This is a genomic window from Acinetobacter sp. UC24323 (assembly GCF_024151445.1).
GTDB classification, from domain to species: domain Bacteria; phylum Pseudomonadota; class Gammaproteobacteria; order Pseudomonadales; family Moraxellaceae; genus Acinetobacter; species Acinetobacter baumannii.
Map to the genome: position 1 here is coordinate 111,829 of NZ_JAHIBY010000004.1, position 22,194 is coordinate 134,022.

At 38.1% G+C, this 22,194-nt stretch carries 17 protein-coding genes, 6 tRNA genes and 1 pseudogene; 7 read left to right on the forward strand and 17 right to left on the reverse strand.

Annotated features, from left to right (window positions below; translation table 11 throughout):
- Positions 1-37 precede the first annotated feature (37 nt).
- Positions 38-246 (reverse strand): annotated as a pseudogene (locus KNQ97_RS07340) (hypothetical protein); the annotation flags it as partial.
- Positions 247-396: 150 nt separating this feature from the next.
- Between KNQ97_RS07340 and KNQ97_RS07345 the strand changes: the two are divergent.
- Entirely contained in the window at positions 397-975 is a 579-nt protein-coding gene (locus KNQ97_RS07345) for a DJ-1/PfpI family protein (RefSeq protein ID WP_000037730.1), read from the forward strand.
- Between the two features lie 78 nt (positions 976-1,053).
- Here the strand turns inward: KNQ97_RS07345 and KNQ97_RS07350 are convergent, their stop codons facing one another.
- Both KNQ97_RS07350 and KNQ97_RS07355 read right to left on the reverse strand, forming a co-directional pair.
- Positions 1,054-1,572, reverse strand: coding sequence for a hypothetical protein (locus KNQ97_RS07350; RefSeq protein ID WP_000086443.1), 519 nt, complete (start codon positions 1,570-1,572; stop codon positions 1,054-1,056).
- An 83-nt stretch (positions 1,573-1,655) separates the two neighbouring features.
- Entirely contained in the window at positions 1,656-2,723 is a 1,068-nt protein-coding gene (locus KNQ97_RS07355) for a DUF1176 domain-containing protein (protein WP_253612022.1), read from the reverse strand.
- Between the two features lie 124 nt (positions 2,724-2,847).
- Here KNQ97_RS07355 and KNQ97_RS07360 point away from each other — a divergent pair, with 124 nt between their 5' ends.
- Positions 2,848-3,597 carry a DUF4850 domain-containing protein gene (locus tag KNQ97_RS07360; protein ID WP_000735826.1) on the forward strand — a complete coding sequence of 250 codons (750 nt, stop codon included), beginning with the start codon at positions 2,848-2,850 and terminating at the stop codon, positions 3,595-3,597.
- A 41-nt stretch (positions 3,598-3,638) separates the two neighbouring features.
- On the opposite strand, the gene KNQ97_RS07365 is transcribed toward KNQ97_RS07360, so the two are convergent.
- The 7 genes from KNQ97_RS07365 to KNQ97_RS07395 all read right to left on the reverse strand — a co-directional run bounded on the left by KNQ97_RS07365 (position 3,639) and on the right by KNQ97_RS07395 (position 12,060).
- Positions 3,639-5,687, reverse strand: a complete 2,049-nt coding sequence (locus KNQ97_RS07365; RefSeq protein ID WP_065725612.1) for a M13 family metallopeptidase — start codon at positions 5,685-5,687, stop codon at positions 3,639-3,641.
- Positions 5,688-5,955: 268 nt separating this feature from the next.
- On the reverse strand, positions 5,956-7,149 hold the full coding sequence (sbmA, locus tag KNQ97_RS07370) for a peptide antibiotic transporter SbmA (protein ID WP_065725613.1): 1,194 nt from the start codon (positions 7,147-7,149) through the stop codon (positions 5,956-5,958).
- A gap of 236 nt (positions 7,150-7,385) precedes the next feature.
- A complete protein-coding gene (locus KNQ97_RS07375; RefSeq protein ID WP_000615951.1) occupies positions 7,386-8,621 on the reverse strand; it encodes a threonine ammonia-lyase in 1,236 nt (411 codons plus the stop codon).
- Between the two features lie 197 nt (positions 8,622-8,818).
- Complete coding sequence (locus KNQ97_RS07380; protein WP_000811534.1) at positions 8,819-9,790, reverse strand: patatin-like phospholipase family protein; 972 nt, start codon at positions 9,788-9,790, stop codon at positions 8,819-8,821.
- Positions 9,791-9,958: 168 nt separating this feature from the next.
- Entirely contained in the window at positions 9,959-11,434 is a 1,476-nt protein-coding gene (locus tag KNQ97_RS07385) for a sodium:alanine symporter family protein (RefSeq protein ID WP_001005337.1), read from the reverse strand.
- A 99-nt stretch (positions 11,435-11,533) separates the two neighbouring features.
- Positions 11,534-11,674, reverse strand: a complete 141-nt coding sequence (locus KNQ97_RS07390; protein WP_000490937.1) for a hypothetical protein — start codon at positions 11,672-11,674, stop codon at positions 11,534-11,536.
- Positions 11,675-11,856: 182 nt separating this feature from the next.
- Complete coding sequence (locus KNQ97_RS07395) at positions 11,857-12,060, reverse strand: hypothetical protein (RefSeq protein WP_002010643.1); 204 nt, start codon at positions 12,058-12,060, stop codon at positions 11,857-11,859.
- A 510-nt stretch (positions 12,061-12,570) separates the two neighbouring features.
- On the opposite strand from KNQ97_RS07395, the gene KNQ97_RS07400 reads away from it, so the two are divergent.
- On the forward strand, positions 12,571-13,275 hold the full coding sequence (locus tag KNQ97_RS07400; protein ID WP_001047593.1) for a nitroreductase: 705 nt from the start codon (positions 12,571-12,573) through the stop codon (positions 13,273-13,275).
- Between the two features lie 27 nt (positions 13,276-13,302).
- Here the strand turns inward: KNQ97_RS07400 and KNQ97_RS07405 are convergent, their stop codons facing one another.
- Positions 13,303-14,517 carry a multidrug effflux MFS transporter gene (locus KNQ97_RS07405; protein WP_000003701.1) on the reverse strand — a complete coding sequence of 405 codons (1,215 nt, stop codon included), beginning with the start codon at positions 14,515-14,517 and terminating at the stop codon, positions 13,303-13,305.
- A gap of 127 nt (positions 14,518-14,644) precedes the next feature.
- Here KNQ97_RS07405 and yccS point away from each other — a divergent pair, with 127 nt between their 5' ends.
- The 4 genes from yccS to KNQ97_RS07425 all read left to right on the forward strand — a co-directional run bounded on the left by yccS (position 14,645) and on the right by KNQ97_RS07425 (position 21,111).
- Entirely contained in the window at positions 14,645-16,819 is a 2,175-nt protein-coding gene (gene yccS / locus KNQ97_RS07410) for a YccS family putative transporter (RefSeq protein WP_001984830.1), read from the forward strand.
- A gap of 100 nt (positions 16,820-16,919) precedes the next feature.
- Positions 16,920-17,495 (forward strand): SdpI family protein, encoded by a 576-nt coding sequence (locus KNQ97_RS07415; RefSeq protein ID WP_000125649.1) that lies wholly within the window; start codon positions 16,920-16,922, stop codon positions 17,493-17,495.
- Between the two features lie 157 nt (positions 17,496-17,652).
- Positions 17,653-20,199, forward strand: coding sequence for a sulfite reductase flavoprotein subunit alpha (locus KNQ97_RS07420; protein WP_253612023.1), 2,547 nt, complete (start codon positions 17,653-17,655; stop codon positions 20,197-20,199).
- A 126-nt stretch (positions 20,200-20,325) separates the two neighbouring features.
- Positions 20,326-21,111, forward strand: coding sequence for a YdcF family protein (locus KNQ97_RS07425; protein ID WP_253612024.1), 786 nt, complete (start codon positions 20,326-20,328; stop codon positions 21,109-21,111).
- 224 nt (positions 21,112-21,335) lie between these two features.
- Here KNQ97_RS07425 and KNQ97_RS07430 read toward each other — a convergent pair.
- The 6 genes from KNQ97_RS07430 to KNQ97_RS07455 all read right to left on the reverse strand — a co-directional run bounded on the left by KNQ97_RS07430 (position 21,336) and on the right by KNQ97_RS07455 (position 21,991).
- Positions 21,336-21,411, reverse strand: a tRNA-Val gene (locus tag KNQ97_RS07430).
- Positions 21,412-21,477: 66 nt separating this feature from the next.
- Positions 21,478-21,554 (reverse strand) — tRNA-Asp (locus KNQ97_RS07435).
- A 39-nt stretch (positions 21,555-21,593) separates the two neighbouring features.
- A tRNA-Val gene (locus KNQ97_RS07440) sits at positions 21,594-21,669 on the reverse strand.
- Between the two features lie 21 nt (positions 21,670-21,690).
- A tRNA-Asp gene (locus KNQ97_RS07445) sits at positions 21,691-21,767 on the reverse strand.
- A 47-nt stretch (positions 21,768-21,814) separates the two neighbouring features.
- Positions 21,815-21,891 (reverse strand) — tRNA-Asp (locus tag KNQ97_RS07450).
- Between the two features lie 24 nt (positions 21,892-21,915).
- Positions 21,916-21,991: transfer RNA gene (locus KNQ97_RS07455), tRNA-Val, on the reverse strand.
- Positions 21,992-22,194: the final 203 nt, after the last annotated feature.

Here is a 22,194-nt window from a genome sequence, read left to right on the forward strand (position 1 = left end):
TGGAGAGATAAAACCACCTCACTATTCTCAACTTATTCTAAGTCTGTAATATTAGAAACAACGTCACCAATTTATTTAAATCAATATAACGCAATGTACCTTGCAACGGTTGTTTAACTGCAGGGTCTTTAACAATACCTTCAACCATGCTTTGACTTTGCCGAAAAGCATCTCCAACCGTCTTAATTCCTACCTCTGAATCACGGTTTTGGACAAAATTAATTGATTAATTTTCTTAGCCAATTTAAAAAAAGCCTCGATTTATCGGGGCTTTTTTATATCACTTATGAAATTCTTCGACTAAAGAATTTGCTTTTTGCTAAAAATCATACTTTCATTGTGCTAATTTAAATTAAGAATTGAAATCACATATATTTTAAATAAGAGAGATAAATCATGTCTAAAAAGATTCTAATGTTGGTCGGTGACTATGCCGAAGACTATGAAACTATGGTTCCTTTTCAGTTCTTAACAGGTTTAGGTTATACCGTGCATGCGGTTTGCCCGAATAAAAAGAATGGTGACCATATTGCAACAGCTATTCATGATTTTGAAGGTGAGCAAACTTATAGCGAAAAACGTGGCCACAACTTCGCGATTAACTATGATTTCGATGCCGTTAATACCGAAGACTATGTAGGTTTAGTCATCCCAGGTGGCCGTGCGCCAGAGTATTTACGCATGAATGAACGTGTTATCGAAATTGTACGTGAATTTGATAGAGTAAAAAAACCAATTGCAGCCGTATGCCACGGTGCTCAGTTACTCGCTGCGGCAGATGTGTTGAAAGACCGCCTCTGCTCGGCTTATCCAGCATGTGCAGCCGAAGTAAAATTAGCAGGTGGGCAATATGCAGACATTGCTGTAACTGATGCCGTTACCGATGGGCATTTGGTGACTGCTCCAGCTTGGCCTGCACATCCAGCTTGGTTAGCACAATTTGTGAAAGTTTTAGGCGCTAAGATTAGTATCTAAATAAGATTCTTCATCCCAAATACAATAAAGCCTGCATTTAGATAGCAGGCCTTATTACTAAAATAGGAAACTAGATTTTTATCTTGTAATTCCTAATTTATTCCAAATTTCTGGTGTCAAAAACGTTGTCACCAATTTATTTAAATCGATATAGCGTAATGTGCCCTGCAACTGCTGTTTAACGGCTGGGTCTTTAACAATATCTTCACCCGCACTTTGGCCTAACTGCTGGAAAGCCTCCCCAACTGCCTTCACACCTTCAGCCTGAATTACAGCTTTGGTCTGAGCAGAACATTGTTCTACAATTATCCGCTGTAAAACCTGAGCCAGTTTTTGATCTAACTGGTCTTTTTGCTCAGGCGTTACATTACTAAATGCTTTTAAATCTGGATGAGCCGCTAAAGCTGTAAATGTCCATTGGAGCACCGTAGTTTTATCTGAAGCTGTTGTTGCTTTAACTAAACAATCACTGAGCTGATCAACTGTTGGACCAGCCATCGCAATTTGTGTTGCGCCCAGTACAGTCGCCGCCACACATATTGAACGGCTCAGATGTGAAAACTTACGGCGAGCAATAGCATAAAGATGACGTGACATAAGTCTAGCTCCAATAAACAATCTGTTCTTTTTATCACAGAGTCACTAAAGTTACCTGTTATGACTCTGTAACCACAAAGTAGTCATTTCACCACAGACTCTATTCGATCAAGCTCCCACACTCCACCTGCTGCCAAGCCTTTACACATACCCGTCCACATATCCTTAGTATGCACAAAACTCTTGCCGTCCCATACCCATTCTTCACTTGCCCAGCAATCTCCAATGCCTCGTCCCTTTTGAGCACTACTAATAATACCGCTATCAAAATCTGAGGCGGACTCAGTTACAAACGCGGCCTTACCGTTTAAAGGCTCATCGAGCACCCATGCCCCATACCCTTCGTTATAAGCCCCTCTCCAACATAATGTAGTCGCCAGAACTTTCTTATTGGTTAGTTTATATAGCTCAATTTTCTGTGGTTCAGCCCCATCACTGTTACCACTATAAATACCTTCACAAAAGCCATCTTCTTTCGGATTCGGTTTAGCAGCTATCAAACTACGGTGTATTGCTTGGTACTGTTTATTTTTAGGCTGTAAAGTTAAATAAGGTTTGGTTGAAGTCTTAATACGCTTCACAACTAGTTTTGGTTCAGGCATAAGCACTTGATTTTCATTGGCACTGCCCTTTTTGACCAAAGCACCCATAGTCCCTATACGCTTCTGAAAATCATCCATCTTTAATAATACGGCAGTCATTCCAGCATCGGAAATTTTCCATTTATGCTGCGCATTTTTAAATACTATTTCAGTCTTCTGTTTGGACTGCTGTAGTAGAGTATTGACTTGCGAGCTGTTTAGCTTACCCATAATTGGCAGCTCAGTACCATCTACCCCCACCATACCTAAATCTTTGCCATTTATATAAAAATGGATATTTTTAAGCTGGTTTGCAGGTATGCTTTGTTCATAGTCAGACAAAGCAAATTCAATCTGTACAGGTTGTTTTGGGCCTGCTTTACGTGTTAATAAAATTGAAGCGGGATTATCACCATTTTCTTCATTTTGATATCCTGCGGCCTTACAGGTGCCCGTATTACTGCAAGAGATTTCCCACTCTTGGTGAGAAAATGAAATACCTTTTACATCTTGAGCAAAACTATAAGAACTTATTACTGCCAAACAACAAATTGAAAGTATATTTTTCATTTTTTCATGTCTCTACACGTCTGTTTTATTATGAAGTTAACAACGGTGTTAAATTTTGAGTTACCGTCTAGTTTAAAAGAATATGTTAGATTTATATAAGATTTAAATTGATTACTTTCTAAAAATGAAAAAACTAAATTTTTTATTATGGGCAACATTAGTCAGCCTAAATTCAACTGCTTATGCAGAAGTAAAAAGCTTTACTCCTCATTTCCCCAAATTTTATAACTCTGCTGCAACCCGCAAAGCAGACAATCAATTCTATGCTCTTGGAGAGGCAAAATTTTTAAACGGCGTTGTAGTCCCTTTTTATGGCGTTACGGCACAAAACCCAATAGAAGATGGTTTACTTAAAAATTTTGAAAAATGTACGCTTAAAAGCTGTAGTTTTAATTTTAAACTTGATGCTCAACATGCCAAGCAATTAAAGCTTCTTGCATTACCTGAAGTAGGTGTAGTACTTGTTCCACGTAACTGGCAAGATATTCAAGCAAATGCAGGCGCAAATGGAACTGGTTTTGCTCTAATCATGAGTCCAGATCAAAAGCAAGCGATAAAGCTTTATGACTCTTCATTTTGCGTTGGATGTGGATTACCCAATGCAACGCTTTATTTTCCTGAACTATTAAAAGAAAGTCTTGAAAATGAATATGGTGGTTTTAAAGACCCTAAAAACCTTATCAATATTGTTCATCCCTCTAAAAAAGTCGCTTTTTTTAGCTACCAAATTCCTCAAGTGAACAATAAAACCCATGGTATTGCCAAGTATGATGATGAAGACACTTTTAACTATAAAGAGATTCAAGTCACCTTAGATAAGTCGCAGCAGTTTCTAGTTGGCCCTATCCTTAATTTTTATAACGCAACCCATTAAATCAATAACCATAAAAAACCCGCTTTCGCGGGCTTTCTTAATTACCAAATATTTACCCGTTTCTCTGGTGGTAAATACATCTGATCATCTTCGTTTATTTTAAAAGCCTCATAAAATGGTTTTTGATTCATTAAAGCTCCATTACCACGTACTTTATCAGGAGAGTGAGGATCAGTCTTTAAATAGATAATCGCTTGAGCTTCGCGGGTTTTCGCACGCCAAACTTGAGCCCACCCCATATAAAAACGTTGCTCCCCAGTCCGTCCATCAATTACAGGGGCTGGCTTACCGCCTAATGCAATTTGATAGGCCTTATAGGCAATTGCTAACCCAGAGTTATCTGCAATATTTTCACCTAATGTCAATTCACCATTAACATGATAACCAGCAATCGGTTCATAACGGTTATATTGTTCAATCAACGCTTGTGTTTTAGCTTTAAAACGCTGGTGATCTTCAGCATTCCACCAGTTTCTCATATTGCCCAATTCATCAAACTGGCTACCCTGATCATCAAAGCCATGACTAATTTCATGGCCAATCACAGCACCTATACCACCATAATTCACGGCATCATCTGCGTTTATATTAAAAAAAGGTGGCTGTAATATCGCTGCTGGAAATACAATTTCATTCAATGATGGATTGTAATAGGCATTCACCGTTTGTGGTTTCATATACCATTCATCACGATCAACCGGCTTACCTAATTTATTAAGTTCATATTGATATCTAAACTCACTTGCGCGAATTATATTCCCAACTAAATCATTTTTAGCGATGTGCAGGTCAGAATAATCACGCCACTTTTTTGGATACCCGATTTTTATTGACATGTGAGAAAGCTTTTTACGAGCTTGTATTTTCGTTGCAGGACTCATCCAGTCCAATTCTGTAATGCTTTGGTCATAAGCACGAATCAGATTTTGAACCAATAATTCCATCTGTTGTTTTTTCTCAGCAGGAAAGTATTTTTCAACATAAAGTTTGCCGATACCATCTCCCAGCACCTTATCAACAAGCTGTACACCACGCTTCCAACGCGCTTCTTGTTCAGTAATATCTCGAAGTGTCTTGTTATAAAAATCAAATTTATTATCTACAAAAGCGCTATTTAGTAATGGAGAAAAATTATTGATCAAATGCAATTTAAAATAAGCTTTCCATATATCTAAGGGTGTATTTTGAATAATTGTATTTAAGCCCTGAAAGTAATCTGGCTGATTTACCTGAATAGTATCAATTTTTCCTTTTAATTCAGTTGCAGTTAGATAACCTTGCCAATCAAATGCGGGGGTCAATTTATACAAATCTGCGAGTTTGTATTTATTGTAGCGTTTTGCAAGATCACGGTTTTGTACATTGCTCCACTGTATTCGTGCTAACTGAGTTTCAAGTTTTAAGATTTCCTGAGCATGTTGCGCAGCTTGTGAATCTCCTGCAAGTGATAAAGTTTTTTCAATATACTTTAAATACTGTGCACGAGTTTCGATAAATTTTTTATCATCTTTTAAATAATAATCACGGTCAGGTAGACCCAAACCACTTTGCTCCAAACCAGCCACCATTTCAGTAGATTGTTTCATATCCTGTTCAATGCCTAAGCCAATCGGGCTATTAACATTAATACGAGCAAAATGGGCCATTAAAACTGCTATTTGCTTCTTATTTTTCAAGCTATCAATTTGATGTAGCTCAGTTTGTAGGGGGATAATACCTTGCTTTTCAATGCCTTTTTCATCCATAAAGCTCGCATATAAAGTAGCTATTTTCTGTTCTAAACTACCATCCGCCCATTTTTTTCTAGATAGCTCTTCTACAATCCCATGTACTTGACTGATTGATAACTCACGGAGCTGATTAAAAGCTCCCCAATTTGCTTTATCAGCTGGGATTTCAGTATTTTTTAACCAAATACCATTTACATGAGCATAAAAATCGTTCTTTTCACTAATAGAAGAATCAATATATTGTTGATCTATACCTGATATTTTTTTGATTTGAGAAGTTGTTACTAATTCCGCATGTACCAAATTAGCAGAAGACATAAGTGCAATCGTAAGAGCACTTTTAAGTAAAATAGATTTCAAAGACTTAACCTCGTATTTAAATATTTAATAATCTAAAACAATGATTTAAATTGATTATTTTTTTATTAATTAAGCGAATAGCAAAATTAAAATCAATACAGAAGCAAATTCTATACCGCGAAAATATAATATTTCAAAAAATATATTTTATTATGTAAATCAAAATTATAAATAAAGAGCCATACATAACAGGTTATTTTACTAAATACTCAATATTTTAAAGATGCCCTGGCTTGAATCAAGGCACCTTAAAAAATGATGATTACTTTTAATTTAAAGTATCTTCAAATGTTCTTAAACGTTTATAAATTGAAAGTAGTTCAATGATTGTTTTCCATGAAGTAATTAAATACTGGAATGATTCACGGACCTTATCAAAGACATTACTAATTTGCGTAATTAAGCCTAATGTCATTTTACCTGCTGCAATAGACGGAAATAAGACAACCAAGCTATATAAAATATCTAATTGTAGATACCAGATACTAACCAGATTAAAATAAGAATAATGAAGGTATAATCGAAAATAATTAAATCTGACTTTCGAGAATAATTCTTTTAATGTCTTTGGCTGTGCCCGTTCTTCATAGTCTTCGCCATAAACCAACTCTTTACGATAAGCAGCTTCTACCTTCTGGTTATTAAATTGTAGACCGGGTAATTTAATACCAACTACCATGAGTAGAACTGTACCAAAAATAGCCCATACAATTGCTGCCCATACTAATGAATGATCTATTTCTCCTACAATAGGTAATACTTTAACCTGCTTAGAAAGTTCAAATAGAATAGGTAAAAATGCAATCAATACCATAATTGCCTTTATGAAGTTTACGCCTAAATCTTCTAAAACAGATGCAAAACGCATGGTATCTTCTTGCACACGCTGTGAAGCACCTTCAATATGGCGAAGTTTCGCCCAATGCTCTGTATAATATTCATTCATAGCCGTACGCCAACGAAATACATAATGGCTAGCAAAAAATGCATTAATCACGGCTAAAGTCACGCCAACCATGGCAATTAAAAGAAAAGTAACTGTTCCGCTATATAGCTTATTAATATCACCGCCACCATGATCTAGCATTGCTTGAATAAGATTATAAAAAGGTGCATACCATGCATTAACGGCAACACTGACTTGCACGCCAAACCAGATGTTAAATAAAATAAAAGCAGAGCCCCAAACTGACCAACGTTGCCATGGATGATTAGAAATAATTCTCCAAAACCCTGCAAAAATTGCTGTAGAAACTAGGAACCAAATATAAAACCATATAAAAGTCGGAGACCAGAAGCGGCTAACACCAATTGGTAATTGTTCACTATGGTAACCCTGATGGAATCCAATGAAACTCCCCCATGTACTACCACCAGAATACCAAAGCACCATATTAAGCGCGATCCAAATAACCGCACATATAAAGAAATACCGTGGTGATGGAAAAAATGATTTGAACATTGAGTGTTGATATCCCTATATTTCTTCAAATTTACAATGAAAGGAATACTAAAACCTAAACCTTAAAATTGTGAAGGCTAAAGTTTAGAGAATTGTCAATTTTTCCCATTTCATTGAAGGATTTGATCGTTTTTTTGTAAATTCATCCCTTTATGCAATTTAATCCGTTTAAATTGCTTTGTATATGGCTCCCCTAAGAGCCATATACAGTTTTTATATCACAGCCATATGTACGTTTAAATCTCTTCTTTACGAACAATATAGCCTTCAAGTTGCATAGCCTGAATTAATGGTTCCAGATCTGGAGCGCTTTTTAGTTCAATATCGACACTCACCGCACTTTCTTTAGCACGGCTTGTTGCGGCAAAGCGTTCATGTCGAAGTTCGTAAATATTACCGCCCTGCTCCGCAATAATTGCTGTTAGACGCGCTAAGGCACCCGGATTATCTGGTAATTCAACGCGAATACGAACCATACGGCCAGTACGAGTTAAGTGACGCTGTAATACTGAAACCATTACGCGTGTATCAATATTGCCACCAGATAACACCACACCAACTTTATGGCCTAAAAATAGATCGGGACGAGACATAATTGCAGCAATTCCAGTTGCGCCAGCTCCTTCACACACTGTTTTTTCAATGTTGAGTAATAGCGCAATCGCTTCTTCAATCATATCTTCAGTGACTACCACAATATCATCTACAAAATGCTTAGCAATTTGTGTGGTCAGCTCACCCGGAGTTTTAACCGCAATACCTTCAGCTACCGTTGAACCCATTGAAACCGCGAGTTGATAGTTACAAAGCAGTTTCGCCATACTTGGATAAACAACCGACTGAACTCCAATAATCTTGATTTTAGGATTTATTGATTTTGCAGCAATCGCAATACCAGAAATGAGACCACCACCTCCAATAGGTACGACCAAGATATCTAAATCAGGAACAGCTTCCAGCATTTCGAGCGCGATAGTACCTTGACCCGCAATAATTTCAGCGTCATCAAATGGATGAATAATGGTTAAAGATTCTTCTTGTGCCACACGGTGCATTTCAGCAGCAGCTTCCGAAAAGTCTTGGCCATGCAAAATAACACGCGCACCGTATTCACGTACTCGTTGCACCTTCACATTGGGCGTCGATTTTGGCATAACAATAGTTGCCGTGACTCCTGTGCGCTGTGCATGATAAGCGACCCCTTGCGCATGATTACCAGCTGAAGCTGCAATTACACCATGTTGTTTTTCTTGTTCAGATAAGCTCAAAAGTTTATTTAATGCGCCCCTTTCTTTAAACGAAGCCGTAAACTGTAGATTCTCAAATTTCAGCCACATTTCAGCCCCTAAGGTTTTAGAAATGGTTTCTGAAAAAACAAAAGGTGTTTTAACAACTAAACCATCTAAACGCTCTGCAGCGGCATGTATATCTTCTAATGTTGGAAACTCATTTTTTACCTGTTGCTGAATCATCTAAGTAGCTGGCCTCAATATGTTACAAATCAATTATTTTTTTGAAAAATAGCATGAATATCTCATATGTGTCATGAGTAGTTTTCAGCATAGCTCCACTATACAAAAATTTTTGTCAGCACATACAAATCTTTTATTTTTCAACAAAAAAGCCCTTAGCGGGCTTTTACTTAATTTTTCATATACTTGCTTTCAATTTATTGCGTTTGCGCACTTAAACCGTCAGTAGATAGATTCTGTTCAGCTATTTTTTCATCAATCGCAAACTGAATATCAGACAGTTTTGCATTTGCTGCATCTATGCCTGCCTTCATGGTTGCTTCACGACCTTTTACATCAAAAATATGTGCTTTTTCTCTTAAATCTGGTTGAATTACTACATCTGCATATTGAAGTTCTTCGGCAGCCAAACGTCCTTGCATAATATTAATATTCTGGTTAAAGAGTCCCCATACATTTGAGGTTTCCGTATAAATGGGTTGAGCCAGAATATCGACAGCAATAATGACATCGGCTCCTAAATCACGGGCTACTTCAACAGGTACCGGACTGACTAAACCGCCATCTACATATTCAGATTTACCAATTTTAGTCGGTACAAACATGCTTGGTATGGAGGCTGATGCTCTCACGGCCTGTCCCGTATTGCCATAATTAAATACGGTTTTGGTACCATGCTTTAGCTCTGTTGCCACCACATACATCGGAATTTTCATTTTTTCGAGCGGCAAGTTATTTACTTGCTGGTTTACATAGTCTTCAACTTTTTTGCCGTCAAAGAAACCTTTTAAACCAATACTGATGTCACGAACATCAGCCGCTTTCATTTTCAATGCAGTATCGCGCAGTTCATCAGGCGTTTTTCCACTCGCATAAATTGCTCCGACAATACTTCCTGCACTGGTTCCAACAATGAAATCAGGACGGATACCATGCTGTTCTAAAACTTCAATAACACCAATATGTGCATATCCTCGTGCACCACCACTACCTAGTACTAATGCGACTACTGGTTTCTTATGCTGCTTCTTAAGCTGTGCAAAAGGCTGATCGACGAAACGTGAGTATGCCTCTGCCGTTTGCGGTTTTAAGGCAGATAAGTGTGAGGTGGTTTGGCACCCGGCCAACACCATAGAAAGTCCGAGAACCCACAATTTAAGCTGTTTCATGGCCCATCTTTGCACTATGACGTTAATTTTCGAATTGCAATTTTAGTTGCTCGTTTTGTGAAATGCTGTAGTGAATTTATTTAATTTGTCATGTTTAATTTTTATACTCAAGCATTTTTATTATGCCGAAAAAAAGCCCCTTATTTCTAAGAGGCTTTTCTTACAAAATTACCAAATATCTGAATCGACTTTTTTCTTCAACTCTGGATATTTATTAATTTTAAATACAGGTTCTTTAATACCTTGCTTCAATTGCGCTCGGTAATCTTTCAACAAAGTACGAGCCATTGGGGTTAAGAGTAAAATTGCGACCAAGTTAATGGTAGCCATAATACCCATAAACAAGTCTGCCATTGACCATACTAATGGCACACTACCAATTGCACCGAAATACACCATCACCAATACAAAAATACGGAAGATGAACATGACTTTCGGGTTGTTATTAATGAACTGTACGTTACTTTCTGCATAAGCATAGTTACCTAATACAGCTGAGTAACAGAACAAGAATAATAGAACAGCTAAGAAGTCAGCTCCCCAGTGCCCCACTTGAGTCTCTAGTGCACGTTGGGTTAATTCAACACCGACGAAACCAGCATCTTGGTAAACGCCAGAAACTAAAATGATGATTGCTGTACTTGTACATACAATGAATGTATCTACGAATACGCCAAGCATTTGTACCAAACCTTGGTTTACAGGATGTTTTACATCAGACGCAGCCGCCGCATTTGGTGCAGAACCCATACCTGCTTCGTTTGAGAACAACCCGCGCTTAATCCCTTGCATCATTGCCATTGATACAGCAGCACCGAAGAAACCACCTGCCGCAGCATTAAAGTGGAAAGCTTCAGTCACAATCAGTTTTAAAACATCAGGTAAAATCGCATAGTTGCTTAATGCAATATATAACGCTACAGAGAGATAAAGACCTGCTTTTAAAGGAACAAACATCTCTGCGAATTTAGCGATACGTTTAATACCACCAAAGATTGCTAATGCAACCATCACAACAAGAGCAAGACCAACCCATGAAATTTCTAAATCAACACCACCTAAATGCGCAATAAGATTAGCTTTATCCCAACCCCAAGCATGTGAAGATGCATTAGCAATTGCATTGATTTGAACTGAGTTAAATACAAAACCATAAGTAAAGATCAATGCTAACGCGAAGATCACACCAAAAGTTTTACTACGTAAACCTTGAGTAATATAGTAGGCTGGACCACCGCGGAATTGCTTGCTATTACTGTCTCTCACCTTAAAAAGTTGAGCAAGAGTAGATTCAATAAAAGCAGAGCTCATACCAAGTACAGCGGTTACCCACATCCAGAACACGGCACCTGGGCCACCAATTGCGATCGCAATTGCTACACCAGCAATGTTACCCACCCCAACACGGCTCGCAAGACCTGTTACAAATGCTTGGAAAGGTGTAAGGCCATGCTCATCTTCGCCTTCTGTACGGCTGCTTTTCATAACACGAATACTTTGCAAGAACATGCGAATTTGCACTGCTCCTGTTAAGACCGTATAAAAAATACCGACGGCCAGCAAGAAAATAACCAGAAAATCCCATAAAGGTTCATTAAAAAATTGTACCCACGACATCAGTGTGGCATTGAGTTGTTCATTCATACTCGGTCCGCTTACGTTCTTGCTAATGTGCTATTAGCACAAGCCAAAATACTGCAATAAACAAAAAAGCCCCTAAAAATAGGGACTTCTTCAGTACATTTAAGGAAAAACTTTTAATGTCACTTGAATAGCAATTACCGTCACAAGTTTAAGCAACATCATGCCCAGCACTAAGCCTTTGAAGGTTACATGAGAGAAAGCACCCTTCAGATAAAATAAATTCATCGCACCACTGAACATATTCCCATTTGGGTGAACAGAATGCATCGACTCGGCTACAAACTTGGAAACTAACAAATGACCACCGCTAAATCAGCTCGTTTAATGATTCCCATCAATTAATCGAGTTATAAAAACTGGATTTAAGCCAATAAGCATATTTACATATACTTTTGGGCGAATGTCTAAACTGGATTTAAATTTCAAAGACTGTAACAAGCCATCGTCATAACACGACTATCTGTGCCCTTTTCTTTTTCATTAAAGAAGAGTGCATTGAGATCTGTACCAAGCTGTTGTATTTCTTGTGGCTCAGTAGTTGCGTGAGTTACGTTCATTTTCATGGTTGCAATGGTAATCGCCAATCCTTGTTTCATGAACTGCTTGTTGATGAGCGGTAAACTCATGTAAAGCTCCTTATACCTCGTGTATTTCTCCATTTCTGCACAAAATCCTTTCTGTAAAAGTATTTTATTTGCAGCCACTACTTTTTTCCTAACGTGAGTATGGAGAAATCATACCTGCGTAAAAAAGTCGGTATTATGCAGAAATTTAAAATTTTGTGTATGTTTTTCATTAAAAGTTTATGCTACTTAAGATTATTTTTTATGCAAAAACATCTGTTTTGTACTGTTTTTAAACATATTATACCTTTTTTCTAATTGAGCAATTTTCACTCAACCCTTATTTTGGCTTTAATCGAATGACTATCAAAGTCGCACCACTTTACCATTTTAAGCCTAAAGTGGCATATTCGAATTATCATTGAGCAGACATCATGTCTTACCCAAGTCATTAATCATATATATAAGGATATCTGTTTTCTAATATTTTTTGCTTATAAATACAGCAATTTCAGCATATAAAATTGCATCTCAAAAAGTATTAAATATTGAGGAAAAAGATCAGGAGTACTCATGAATTTGGAACAAGTCCGCCTTGTTGACGAAGCAATTACCTCTCGACATTCTGTCCGTGCTTTTTTAAGCACTCCCATTGAGCCAGAAGTCATTAAAGATATATTAAGAGTCGCAAGTCGAGCACCTTCCGGTACCAACACTCAACCGTGGAAAGTTTATGTAGTTACAGGTCATAAACGTGATGAAATGGTAGAGCGTGTTTGTGCAGCACAGATTGAGGTTTCCAAAAATCCCGAACTTGCAGAGCAATATAAAGAAACTTTTGCATATTACCCTGAAAAATGGGTCTCTCCTTTTATTGACCGCCGCCGTGAAAATGGTTGGGGACTCTATGGTTTGTTAGATATCAAAAAAGGTGAAAAAGAAAAAATGGCTGCTCAGCAGTTACGTAACTTCAAACTGTTTGATGCTCCAGTCGGAATTTTCTTTACAGTCAATAAAGCAATGGGAATTGGTTCCAAAATGGATATCGCTATGATGATTCAAAATGTCATGGTCGCTGCCAAGGCTCGGGGATTAGACACCTGCCCTCAAGCAGCTTGGAACCATTTTCATCCCCTAGTGTTAGATATTTTAGGCGCAGCAGATGATGAAGAGTTGGTATGTGCAATTGCACTAGGTCATGCCGACCCTGAACATATTGTGAATACCTTTATTACGCCTAGAGAGCCTGTTGAGAATTTTGCAGTTTTTCTTGATTAAAGATGCAAGACAATCACTCTCTTAAAATCAAGAGAGTGATTGGCTTTTTGCTTGACGAATCGCTTTTAAAACAACAATAAAACCACTTAATGTAAATAACACCATCATCACTCCCATATTGAGTGATGCAGACCAAATAAGAAAGTTAAGCAATACTCCACCCAATAAACCGCAAGCAAATTGCATACTGCCCATAATTGCACTGGCTGTTCCTGCACGAGCACCTTGCTTTGACATGGCTAGAGCCATAGCATTTGGTCCAGTTAAACCAATTCCTGAAATTGCTAAGAACAGTCCTAACATTACTAGCCATAAAGGTGCTGCAGAAATTAAACCAGCAATCAACACAATGCTTGCACCTGTCACTTGTACCATTGAACCTGCTTTTAAGCGCTTAGTGATTTCAACACGTGTGGTTAGGTGCTTATTTAAAGATGACATTAACATAATGCCAAAAGCATTGAGCCCGAATACATACGCAAACTCTTGCTGATTTAAGCCATATTGATCCATAAAAACGGCTGGAGCTGAGCTGATATAACAGAATAACGCTGCACCTGTTAAACATCCTGCAAACATAGGTAAACGGAAGCTTGCATCTTTGAAAATAGCACCATATAAGGTAGCCACTTGATATAGAGATAACTTGAGCCTCTTATCAACTGCCAAAGTTTCTTTAAAAAAGAAATGTACACATAGCCAACAGATTGCCCCTACAATTGAAAGCGCAATAAAAATCGCTTGCCACGGAAACCAGATTAATATCCAGGCCCCAATCATCGGGGCCAAAATAGGTGCTAAGCCCATTACGATCATCATGCTTGAAAAAGCTTGTGCCGAGCCTTGGACATCTAATCTATCTCGTATAGCAGCACGAGCCATAACCACCCCCACACAACCACCTAAGGCTTGTAAAATACGGGCAGCAATTAGGCTCCATTCATTTGTAGCGAGCACACAGAACAAGCTTGCAACTGCATAAAGCGCAAGCCCAAAATAAAGAGGCTTTTTTCGACCAATACGGTCGCTTAAAGGTCCATATACCAGTTGTCCAATGGCTAAACCAAAAAAATAAGCTGGCAATGTGTTTGCTACCATTTGCGTACTCACTCCAAAATCATGGGCCATTTGAGGCAACGCAGGTAAGTACATATCAATGGATAATGGCCCTAAAGCCGTGAGTAAAGCGAGCAACATAATCCAGCCAATAGAATATTGACGCTGGGCTGTTTGTTCAGACATAACGATATTTCATTTTTCAATCATTTGCATACAGACAAGCTTACACTGTCTATCGTATGATTTGTGCAACATTGGTGTAGAAATACGCAAATCCTTTATCACTCAGGTTGATCAGCAAGGACTTCATTTGAAATCTTGGTTTAAACGCCTAAAAAGAGCGACTTATAACACATCATTTATGTATAACGTGCGGATGCTGATTGCCTTTTCAGGAACTGCGTTCGTGCCTTATTTTCTAGGACATCAATTAGCAACAATTCCCCTCACTTTAGGTGTGGTCGCAGCTGGTTTAAGTGATATTGATGATCGCTTTTCAGTGCGAATCATGAATTTAATTTACACCTATATTGGTTTCTTCATTACCGCAGCTTCCGTACAATTACTTTTCCCTTATCCAATGCTTTTTGCGCTAGGGCTGATTGCCTCTTGTATTGGCTGGATTTTACTCGGGTCATTAGGCCGCCGTTACGCAACAATTTCTTATGGATGTCTGGTTGTTTCAGTTTATACCATGTTGGGAGTTCATTTATTTGACCAGTGGTATATTCAGCCAGCGCTTTTGGTTGCAGGAGCAGCATGGTACGGACTTATTGCAACCATTAGCTTTTTATTATTTCCGGTTCGCCAGCTCCAAGATAAACTTGCAGCCTCTTATGCTTCATTAGGCGACTTTCTATTTGCTAAATCCAATTTGTTTGATGTCGATATGACGCCTGCGAGTTATCAGCAAAGCATGATTGATCTTTCATTAGAAAATGGCAAATTAATAACGATTTTTAATGATCTTAAAACCGCCCTTTTAACCCGTTTAAAGGGTGACCGTGGACAAAAAGGTACTCGCCGTAGCCTACATTATTACTTTGTCGCACAAGACATTCATGAACGTGCAGACTCTGCCCATATCGACTATCAAAAGTTAGCTAAAATTTTCCAGCACAGTGATATTTTATTTAGATTTCAGCGCATTCTGGCGATTCAGGGTAAAGCTTGCCAAGAGCTAAATGAATGTATTTTACAGCGTAAACCCTATATCCATAACAAACGCTTTAAGCAGAGTTTCGAGAATTTACGCTTATCTTTAGTAAAGTTAAGAGATGATCAGCAGTATGACTTATTGTGGGTAAATGCTCTTTTTGCCTTATACCGCAACTTAAAATCTATTGACTCACAATTACTCAACTTAGAAACGGAACAGCATATTCAGTCTGACAAAGTAAAGCAGGCTGAAAACCAACTTAAAGATGATGATCTAAAAGGTTGGAATGATATTGTTGTTCGAATAAAACAAAATCTAACACCTGAATCTGTACTGTTCCGTCATGCCATTCGTGTTTCGATTGTTCTTTTTATTGGATATGTATTTATTCAAATGACTCATATCGAATATGGCTACTGGATTATGTTGACAGCTTTATTTGTTAGCCAACCTAACTTTAACGCAACAAAACGTCGCTTACGTTTACGTATTGTGGGTACATTAGTCGGAATTATTGTCGGCCTTAGCATAGTATTTTTAGTACCTTCTGTGGAAGGGCAATTAGTCATGCTAATTTTGAGTGGCGTACTGTTTTTCGAGTTACGTAGTAAGCAATATGCTCAAGCAACTGCTTTTATTACCATTTTGGCATTAATTAACTTTAATCTGGACGGTTCGGCAGTCGCTGCGGCTATTCCTAGGTTTGTTGATACCCTAATTGGTTGTGCTTTAGCATGGTTTGGCGTGACCTTTATTTGGCCTGACTGGAAATTCCGTCGCCTACCACGCAGTATTCGACGCTCCTTACAAGCACAATGTAATTATTTAGCTGAAGTGGTAAAACAATATCATGAAGGACATAATCATGCCCTCAATTACCGTATTGTCCGCCGAGCAGCACATAATACTGATGCAGAAGTCGCTTCGCTTATTTCTACTTTAGCAACAGAGCCAGACTTCGACCCTACTCGTAAATCCGATATATTTGAATTTTTATGCCTCAATCATACATTTTTAAGTTATATCGCAGCACTTGGAGCACATCGAGAAAAGATTCAGGATCAAGCGGTTCTTAACGTATTAGATCAAGCTTTAGATGATATACAAGGTGCTTTGTTAAGAGATGAAATGCCTGATCTTACGGCACAAAATATGCTACAGACGATACGTCAGCGCTTAAGCCAAAATGATGAAGATGACCAAAAATCGCTCATTATTTTACAGCAGTTATCGTTGATGCTCAGTGTATTAAATCGATTTAGTATGTTAAAACAAAGGCTAAGTCATGATCTGGATAATGATGCTAGCGAACTTGCATCATTATAAATTTGAGTCAGAATTTAGTATGAAATTGGCATAATATCCTTTCCTGACTTATGCCAATTAATGCTAAACTTAAAACAGTTTACAATTTGTTATTTGCACTATGACCGCGAAAACTTTATATGCTTATACGCTTCAGCCTGTTCCTTACGAGGTATCAGAAGCTGAGCAACGTAATGCACAACTTCTTATCTGGCGCAGCACCAATAAAATCAGCACAAAAATCTGGGCGATTATGGGCGTAATTTTAGCCCTTGCGATTTTAGGTCTTATCTTTATCAAGAACTACTCTACAGTGATTTGCTGGGTTGCTATTGTCTGTGTAGTACTTTATTACCTAGGCCGCAAATATGGTTTGGAATGGTACGTTAAGCGTAAGATGAATGAGTTTCCTGTGCAGGAAATCAAAGGTATTCGCTTAGGTGTACAACCTCACGGTATCGTAATGCGCCAGCAAATGGGCTTACAAGAAGGCGTTGGAACTATCGGATGGAAAAATATCTATGAATGGTACAACACCCCTGACTTTATTTTAGTTAACTTTAAAGTAAAAGATCCTAAAGGTCAGGAACAACAAGGTGCATATATATTGCCTAAACGTATGGACTCTAAAAACTTTTCTTTCAATACAATTCGTAAGCATTTGAAAGAAAGTGTAGGTGAACCGAAAACTTTATAATTTCACCTCTTTAAAAAGCCTCCTTTACAGGAGGTTTTTTATTACGCTAAAAATAAATGATAATGAAAATTAATATTATCTCCAAAATCCATATTATCTACTCAATCTTCGGCTATACTTCGTTACAAGATCTCCATCATATTTACATTATTCGACCATGTTTAAAAAGTTTTTATTTCAAATTCATTGGTTTCTGGGTATTAGTGCTGGCCTCATCTTATCCATTATGGGTGTTACAGGCGCAATTTATTCTTATGATCAGCAAATTTTAAAATGGGTAAATACAGATAGTTATGTTGTGCAAGCACAAAGCTCACCTAAGCTTACCCCTGCTCAGCTTTACCAGCATTTCACAACAATCCAGCCTGAAATTAAAATTAATAGCATTACAATTGCCAAAGATCCTACCGCCTCATCTGTAGTAAACATTGAAAAAGAAGGCGAACGACGCGGCTACAATATGATGGTCAACCCTTATACAGCTCAAGTATTACCAGAGGTACAAGGTCGTAAGCTACTTTTATTAATACAACAAATTCACCGAAACTTAACTGCTGGTGAGTTCGGTAAACAAATTACCGGTGCTTGTGCCCTAATGCTCATATATTTTGTTTTGAGCGGATTATATTTACGCTGGCCGAAAAAGCACTCTGCACGTCAATGGCTTGCTGTTAAGCCCAAACTTAAAGGTCGAAATTTTATTTGGGATTTACACGCTGTTGTAGGTACATGGGTTATTGTTTTTTATCTTCTTTTTGCATGTACAGGTCTATATTGGTCATATGACTGGTGGCGTAGTGGTATGTTCAAAGTATTAGGTGTAGAACAACCTAAAATGCAAGGCCATAGTGGATCTGGACGAAATAAAGATCAATTACCTAAAATTCAACTAGATAATGCTCAACTGATTACCGCACTTAACCAAACTTGGAGTGGTTTTAATAATCAGATTGGACGTGATTATTCGACTATAACAGTTAACTTACCTAAAAAAGATGATGGAAAAATTGAATTAAGTTTTGTAGATGCAACGCCACAACATGAACGTGCACGTAACCAAGCTGTCTATAACTATAAAACTGCCAATATTGAAAAAATGGAGCTTTATGAAGATAAAAAGCTTAATCAAAAAATTATGAGCAGTATGTTACCTGTGCACCGAGGTAGTTTCTTCGGGCCAGTTTATCAATTTGTGGCGATGCTTGCTTCTTTAGCCATGCCATTATTCTTTATTACCGGATGGATGCTTTACCTTAAACGCCGTAAGCAGAAAAAACTTACTCAAGCGGCTCGCCAGTCTTTAGCAGGCCATTATATCGACCAAAATGCTAAGCCTTGGTTAATTACTTATGCCACCCAGACAGGAGTTGCAGAGCAACTCGCATGGAGTACGGCAACAAGCTTACAAGAAGCCCATCAACCTGTTCAGGTTAAATCTATACAACAGTTAACTGAAGCGGATTTACAACAGCATGAACAAATTCTTTTTGTGATTAGCACCTATGGTACTGGAGAAGCACCTGACTTAGCTTCTAATTTTGCTAAAAAGTTATTAAAAACTAATTTAAGACTTCAACATGTCAAATATGCAGTATTAGCTTTAGGCTCTAAGGAATATCCGGATACTTATTGTAGTTTTGGCCACACAGTAGATGAATGGCTTAAAAACAATGGTGCCAAAGCCCTCTTCGATATTATAGAAGTAGATAATGCAAATCCGGCAGATATTCAAAACTGGAATCAGGCACTTGTAAAAGCAACTAAACTAGATTTGCATGCTGTTAATATCGAAAAAGTGTTTGATAATTGGACATTACAACAACGTGATTTACTCAATCCAAATAGTCTAGGTCAGCCTGCCTACAATATTGAACTTACTGCCAATCATGAAGCTGTATGGCAAGCTGGGGACATTGCTGAAATACAACCAGGTAACAGTCCTGAGCGTATTAATAAGTTTTTACAGCATCATCACATTCTTAAAAATGCGGTGGTAGACTCGCTACAGGTTTCTATTGAAAAGGCACTTTGGAATAAAGATTTAACTGGTGAAATTGAACCGTTTGCTAATCTGGACCATTTACTAGAACAACTTCCTACCCTACCAACGCGAGAATATTCCATTGCTAGCATCCCTTCTCAGCAAGTATTACGTCTAGTTGTTCGTCAACAATATGATGAGTCTGGTGATTTAGGTTTAGGATCAGGTTGGCTGACTCAACATACAGAAATTAATCAAAATGTTGCACTGCGTATCCGTACCAATGAGTCTTTTCATTTGATTGATGATAATCGTCCGATTATTTGTATTGGTAATGGAACGGGAATCGCGGGTTTAATGAGTTTACTTCATACACGAACTCGCCATAACTATACTGAAAACTGGCTAATTTTCGGTGAACGCCAACGTGCTCATGATTTCTTCTATGCATCAACCATTGAAGCTTGGCAAACGATGGGAATGTTAAAACGACTTGATCTTGCATTCTCACGTGATCAAGAACAACGTGTTTATGTTCAAGATATCATCCGACAAAATGCAGCGGAGTTAATCAACTGGATTGAACGCGGTGCAGTACTCTATGTATGCGGCAGTATTGATGGGATGGCAAGTGGAGTCGATCAAGCACTTATTCATATTTTAGGCGAAGAACAAGTCGATGAGTTAAGACAACAAGGCCGTTATCGCCGTGATGTTTATTAAATATCAATAAATAACAAAGCCGAGTAATAGCCAAAATGCTTTACTCGGCTTTTTATTACAATCAGCATTGAATTTGGAATGATTTTGCATACACTGTCTGCAATTTAAATTGCAGCTTTAAACACAATGCAAGTCAGTAAGTGGATTCGGATTTTCTTAGCAGTCATTGGTTCAATTTTATTTTTGGACGGCTTATTTCTAGCTTTTCTAAATAAAATTCATGTAGGCACACTTGTTCCTTTAGTTTTAGGAGCATTCTTCTGTCTTTATGCATTATTTTATTATCATTTAGAACGGTTTTTCTTCTATCACTATCGGCTTCATACTCTTTGGCGTTTTGGGTGGTTGTGTTTCTGGATTTGGTTAATTGGCTTAGGCTATTTTTTTAATTTTATTAAAGAAAATAAAGACGCAAGTCAAAATCTCCCCGCAGTTAAAGCAATTATTGTTTTAGGAAGTGGTGTCGAAAATGGAGAGCCTTCAGCTATTCTTGCAAAGCGTCTTGACACAGCAGCTCCAGTTGCCCTTTCACAACCGCAAGCAAAGGTTATTTTAACAGGCGGTTTGGACTTTTCAGAAAAAGAACCTGAAGCATTAGTCATGTCACGCTACTTGAAACAACATTTTCATATAACAAAAGACCGAATGATCCTTGAAGACAAAAGCACAAGTACAGAACTTAATCTTAAAAATAGTAAACCTTTACTTGAACAAGCTCATATTAGTGTTAATCAACCTATTGCAATTGTTACAAGTGACTTCCATACACCACGAGCTGCAGCTATTGCAAAGAAACAAGGCTATACACAGGTTTATATGGTCGCTGCAGAAACACCTTTAATTACTCGCTACAACGCTTGGCTACGTGAATATTTTGCGTACGCTAGTGGCTGGCTTATAAACGAGTATTAATCTTGGTTTACAAAGCTGCTATTGCTTTCCAGCACGGCAGCTTTAGTTAAACCCACTAGTAATAATAATTTAAAGTAATAAAATCTGAACTCAAAAATTAAGGATGGAAAAGAGAGGTTTAACTAAAAAAGAGATAAAATAGATAGATAAAAAATAGGAAGAGCAGAAACGCAAAAAACACCAAATAAATTAGTGTATTTAATTTTTTAAATTTTAAAAAATTATGGTGGGCGCTGACGGGATCGAACCGCCGACATTCTGCTTGTAAGGCAGACGCTCTACCAACTGAGCTAAGCGCCCTGATTGAAAAAGACAACAATCGCAGTCTTTATACATTACATCCTCTAGATCAGGGAATCAAGAGAATGGCGCAGCGGACGGGGCTCGAACCCGCGACCCCCGGCGTGACAGGCCGGTATTCTAACCAACTGAACTACCGCTGCACTTGCAATACTTTAAAAATAAAGTATGGTCACAAATTATGGTGGGCGCTGACGGGATCGAACCGCCGACATTCTGCTTGTAAGGCAGACGCTCTACCAACTGAGCTAAGCGCCCTGCAAAAGCGTTTTATAAAAGTGGCGCAGCGGACGGGGCTCGAACCCGCGACCCCCGGCGTGACAGGCCGGTATTCTAACCAACTGAACTACCGCTGCACTTTCACAATATCGCAATTGTGGGGTAAACGATGTTAAGTCTTAAGTGGCGCAGCGGACGGGGCTCGAACCCGCGACCCCCGGCGTGACAGGCCGGTATTCTAACCAACTGAACTACCGCTGCACTTGAGATCTTAACGTAAAGGCTTGGTGGGCGCTGACGGGATCGAACCGCCGACATTCTGCTTGTAAGGCAGACGCTCTACCAACTGAGCTAAGCGCCCTTAACGTCTTCATCGTTTGTGAGGTGCATTATAGAGAATCTTTAACAGGTGTCAAACGCTTTTCGACAACTTTTCAAAAAAATGCGAATGAATGATTAAAAATAAGTCATTATTAAGTAAAAAACAATTTTTTGTATTTTATTTAAGCACTTATTTTAATATTTTGATCATTCGGCTAATTAAACAATAATCTTTAAAATCCT